The organism is Streptomyces sulfonofaciens (assembly GCF_014656295.1).
GTDB lineage: Bacteria > Actinomycetota > Actinomycetes > Streptomycetales > Streptomycetaceae > Streptomyces > Streptomyces sulfonofaciens.
On the sequence record NZ_BNCD01000054.1, the window covers coordinates 1 to 5,226 of the forward strand.

At 70.9% G+C, this 5,226-nt stretch carries 2 protein-coding genes and 1 pseudogene; 2 read left to right on the forward strand and 1 reads right to left on the reverse strand.

Features of this window, described 5'->3' with window-relative positions; genetic code table 11:
- On the reverse strand, nucleotides 1–1,167 hold a 1,167-nt coding region (locus IE313_RS34465; RefSeq protein WP_229925195.1), incomplete at its 3' end, for a hypothetical protein.
- 1,407 nt (nucleotides 1,168–2,574) lie between these two features.
- On the opposite strand from IE313_RS34465, the gene IE313_RS34470 reads away from it, so the two are divergent.
- Both IE313_RS34470 and IE313_RS34475 read left to right on the forward strand, forming a co-directional pair.
- A complete protein-coding gene (locus IE313_RS34470; RefSeq protein ID WP_189939312.1) occupies nucleotides 2,575–3,738 on the forward strand; it encodes an enolase C-terminal domain-like protein in 1,164 nt (387 codons plus the stop codon).
- A 297-nt stretch (nucleotides 3,739–4,035) separates the two neighbouring features.
- A pseudogene (locus IE313_RS34475) lies at nucleotides 4,036–5,226 on the forward strand (hypothetical protein); the annotation flags it as partial.

Sequence of the window (5,226 nt, forward strand, 5' to 3'; positions counted from 1 at the left end):
GGCGCGGTTCGCCGCGATCTCCGCGCGGGCCGTGGCGGCGGCGTCGGCGATCATGGTGTCGGGGTCCCCGGGGTCTCCGACGGTGAGGTACGTGAGCCACGGGCCGTACAGCCGCCGGTAGCCGGCGGACAGGGCGTAGCCGGGCAGGCCGTAGTGGTTGGCGCCGAAGTAGTTGAGGATCAGCGCGTCCTGGTGGATGGCGAGGTCCTGCCGCTGGGGTCCCACCCCGTAGAACCCGGCGAGCGTCTGGTCGGAGACCCCGCCCAGCGGGGTGAACCAGACGCCGAAGCCGTGGCCGTAGTGCCCGAACATCGGGTTCTCGAAGTGGTAGAGGCTCCAGTTGTACTTGGTGTACACCTCGCCCGGCGCCAGACCGCCGGCGTTGCTGTCCGGTGACGGCAGAGCGGGGTTGTCGACGCCGTCGACCTGCCAGGTCTCGTCCTGGATCTGCTGCTGCGTGGCGAGGTAGGCGTAGGTGGGCTGCCGGCCCTTGCCGCGCTCCCAGTTGAAGGCGTGGTCGAAGACGGCACGGTCCCACCGCGTGTTCATCCTGACCTCGCTGATCGAGGTGGCGCTGGTGGCGCTGAGGATGTTGTAGCCGTACAGGCCGCGCACGCCCGCGCGCATGATCAGGTGGTGCTCGTGCCGCAGCGGGTCGCTGGTGACGTCGGCGAACACCACCTCGACCAGATCGGGCGCGAGCCTCAGGACCCGTATCTCGGTGCAGACCAGACGGGACTTGCCGCCGGCGGCGTCCACGTAGAAGGAGTGCTGGCGGTCGGGGTCGCGGGGCTCGACGCCGTTGAGGTTGTGGGCCAGCTCGGTGCCGTTGACGACCACGGAGGTCGCGGTGATCGAGACGTCGTTCCAGCCGGTGACGACGCCGCCCTGGGCGTCGTCACGTCCGAAGGTGAAGCGCGCCAGGCCGTTGTCCAGGACCACCTCCTCGACCTGGGTCGGGAAGGCGTAGGTGCCGAGCTCGGCCGGTTGGCCGTCGAGCAGCACCCTCGCCTGCCGGGCACCGGTACCGTCCGCCGCGGTCGCGTCCGCGGCGCCCGCGGACTCCGCGTGGGCGCTGCCCTCCGCTCCCCAGACCGTGGCCGCGGCACCGGCTCCGATGATGCCGAGCGTGGAACGACGACTCAGATGGCTTGGCTCCCAGGACATCACGGAACTCCTCGTGCTGATGGGCGGATCGGGAAGGGCTGAGCGGATCCTGAAGGACCGACAGGCAGGACTGAGCGGATCCGGAAGGACTGACAGGAAGGACTGCGCGGACGGGAGGGGCGGGCGCGGGGGAGCGGCGGTGGGACGGCGCACAAGCGCGCCTTCCGCCTGTTCCCGTGCCGCGGGCCGGGGGTGGTGCGGCAGACGGGCACTGGTGATTGAAACGTATGAAGCAAGCGCTTTCGATCGACAAGCTAGCGAGTGGGTGACCGGAAGGGAAGGGGTGTGTCATCGGACAGTTCGGAGTCCTCGTCGACCCCGCCCGGGGTCCCTCCACGATCGCGCAGGCATCCGGCGCTGGACCTGCCGTCGGGCGGTGGATGTACAAATATGCAGGTCAAACGGTTTGTTCGGTGGCTCGGACAGGCCGGATCGACGGGGAGAACGGGGGCGGCGCAGGGGTGCGGGGGTCGATGCGTGGCCGGGGACGCGGATTTGGGGGTGCGTGGCTGGTGCGGGTGGGTGAGATCCGCTGGGTTGAAACGATATGGAAGGAGCCCGTTCTCCTGGCCCGGGTGTTCGAGGGCGCGGTCGCCGACAGTGTGGGGCGGGCCGCATGACTGCGGCGTCCGGCGGGGTCCGGAGGCGGCGCGGGGCGGCGCGGGGCACGGGGCGGGGTGTCACGGGGCGCCCCCGGGGCGGGCCGAGGTGACCGCCGGAGCCGGCAGCGGTGCCCGAAGTTCCCCGGGGCGGGCACCGGGTGTCCCGAGCGGCCGCGTTCCCTCCCGGTGCACACGGGTCCCGGTAGGCCGGTGGCATCCCTCCGGGTCGGCCGCCTGCCCCTCCCGGGACAGGGGCAGGGGCGGGAGTGGTGCGGTGGATCGCGGGGCGCACTGCGGCATGGGTGTTCCGAGGAAGTGGATGGGCTGTGCATCGTTTCAAAACCTGATGGTTGACTTCCGGTCGGATGAACACGACGCTGCCCTAGTCCGCATCGTGCGACCGCACCACGGAAACGAGGTGGCCACCGCTCGGGAACGTGCCGCAACCCGGCCACTACCTGGTCGGCACCGTGCTTACCGGTCGCAACGGCGGCACGGGAAGCCGCCTGCCGACCGGGCCGTTCGGGGCGGCCGCCCCGAACGGACGGGGTCCGCCCCCGGGGTCGGACGCCTCCTCCTCGTAAAAATCGATTCAACTCACTCGTTGACACCCGGCGCGTGCAGCCGTAGCTTCCCAGGCGGTATAAGTCCGTGAGCCGCATTCATGTAGTTGAACCGCACTGGTCGGGCATGCGCGCTATGCCCCTGTCCCGTGAAGACGCCAGGGATCGGCGCCCTGGCCGTACCGATGAACCGGTCAGATGCGTCGTCGATGCGCAGCACGGCTCGGCAGGAGGGGTTTCGGATGCAGTCCGCGACGATCAGCGGTGTCTCGGTACGGGTGTTCAGGACCACCACGAAGTTGGCACACGACTCCGACGGGCACGCCCACCCCGGGCCCTTGCGCAGCGTCACCCGGGCCCTGTTCACCGTCACCGACACCGACGGCCACCAGGGACACAGCCTGGCCGCCGAGGCGCACGTGGCCGAGGCCCTGCTGAACGCCTATGTGCGGCCGGTGCTGATGGGCCAGGACCCCTTCGACCGCGCACGGTTGTGGGAGGGGATGGCCCGCTGGCAGCGGGGCAGCGCGGGCACGCTCGGCGACCGCACCCTGGCCGTGGTGGAAGCGGCCCTGTGGGACCTGATCGGCAGGCGCCTGGGGCAGCCGGTGTGGAAGCTGCTGGGCGGTATGCGCGACAAGGTGCCCGCCTACGGCAGCACCATGTGCGGTGACGAGGTCCCCGGCGGCCTCTCCAGCCCGGAGGACTACGCCGCGTTCGCCGAGAAACTGGTCGCGGACGGGTACCACGCCGTCAAGCTGCACACCTGGATGCCTCCGGTGTCCTTCGCCCCGGACGTCGCCATGGACATCCGCGCCTGTGCCGCGGTGCGCGAGGCGGTGGGCCCCGACGTGCCGCTGATGCTCGACGCCAACCACTGGTACAGCCGTGCCGACGCGCTGCAACTCGGCAGGGCACTCGACCGGTTGGGGTTCCACTGGTACGAGGAGCCGATGGAGGAGCACTCCACCCAGTCCTACCGCTGGCTGGCCGACCAGCTCGACACCCTCGTCATCGGCCCGGAGAGCGTCGGCGGCCGTTTGCAGGCGCGGGCCGAGTGGATCACCGCGGGGGCCTGCGACATCCTGCGGGTCGGGGTGCCCACCGCGGGCGGGATAGCGCCCGCCCTCAAGACGCTGCACCTGGCCGAGGCGTTCGGCATGGACTGCGAGATGCACGGCGGAGGCGCGGGCACGCTGGCCGTGCTGGGCGCGGCCTCGAACAGCAGGTGGTACGAGCGCGGCCTGCTGCACCCGCACTACGACTTCGACGAGGTGCCGCCGCACCTGCTGCGCGCCGTCGACCCCGTCGACCCCGAGGGCTATGTGCGTCTGAGCACCGAACCGGGACTCGGCGAGAGCCTCGACCTCGCCCACATCGAGGAGGAGACGGTCCGCGCGTGGTGAGCGGTCCGCACTCCACCGGCACCGCCCGCTTGAGGAGCACCGCCGCACCCGGCGGCTTCCCGTAGGGCACCCCCGCACCCGGCCGCCTCCCGCACGGCACCACCGGATGCCCGTGTACCCCGCCGCTCGGGCGGGACCCCGGCCCCGCCCCCAACCTCCCACCCCGACCACCCCCCTGGACACCCCCACCGAAGACACCGAAGAGACACCGAAGAGACACCGAAGAGACACCGAAGAGACCCCAGACACCCCGGACATCCCAGGCGCCCCGCGCCGACGCACCTCCAGGAGACCCGTATGGACACAGAGACCAACGCCGTCTCGCGGCGCACCGCCTTCGGTGCGGCCGGGGCCACCGCCGCGGGCGCCGCGCTGCTGATGGGCGGCGGCAGCGCCTGGGCGGCACCGGACGGGAACGCCGCGGACGGGGCCGGCGGATCCGGTGGGACCGGCGGGGCCGGGCGGCCCACAGGCGCGGCCGTGCGGCTGCTGCTGGACGGAGCACCCGCCACGCCCGGCAGCTACTCCTTCCCGGACGAGGTCGACACGATCGTCCTCGACAACGGCCTGGTGCGGTTCACCTTCGGCCGGGACGATCTGAACGGCACGTACTCGGGGTACGCCGGCGTGTCCATCGCTGCCACCTCGGTGGTGGTCGACGGCGTGGAACTGGGCCACCACCTCAACGGCTCCAAGCCCCAGGACGACGGCAGGGCACCCTCGTTCTACGTGGACGACCGCGGTGGCAAGACCCGTCTGATCTGCACCGGGATCAAGGTGGTGCGGGTCGGTCCCGACCTGGCGGAGGTGGCGTTCATCGACGACACCAGTACACCGCTGCACCACGAGCACCATCTGGTCATGCGGCGCGGCAAGCGGGGTGTCTACGGCTTCGACATCATGACGGCGGCCGAGGCCACCACCATCAGCGAGGTGCGGATGGTCACCCGCTGGGACCGCTCCATCTTCGACCACTCCTTCAACTGGGAGCGGGGCAGCGGCCAGCAGCCCACCTACGACTACCTGAACACCCAGGTCAAACTCCAGGACGAGACCTGGCGCGTCGACGGCGTCAACAACAAGGACCTGGCCGCGCCCGACAGCAACTCGGGCAACCTGCCGGCGGGCACCGCCTACAGCAAGTACGAGTGGAGCCTCTACCACCACGAGAACCCGATGTTCGGGCACTACGGCCACGGTTTCGGCGTCTGGCTCACCCCGCTCGGCGGCGTCACCGACCAGACGCTGTGCGCGTTCTACGGCGTCGGCCCGACCCACCAGGACCTGGCGATCCACCAGGACGCCACCATCCTCAACTACTTCGGCGCCAACCACTACGACCTGCCCGGCTACGACCTCGCGGCGGGATACCGCAGGCTTTACGGGCCCTGGTACACGTTCCTCAACACCGGCGACGAGAACGACCCCGCCGCCCTGATCGCCGACGCCGCCGCCACGGCCCGCGCGGAGATCCGCGAGAACTTCGCG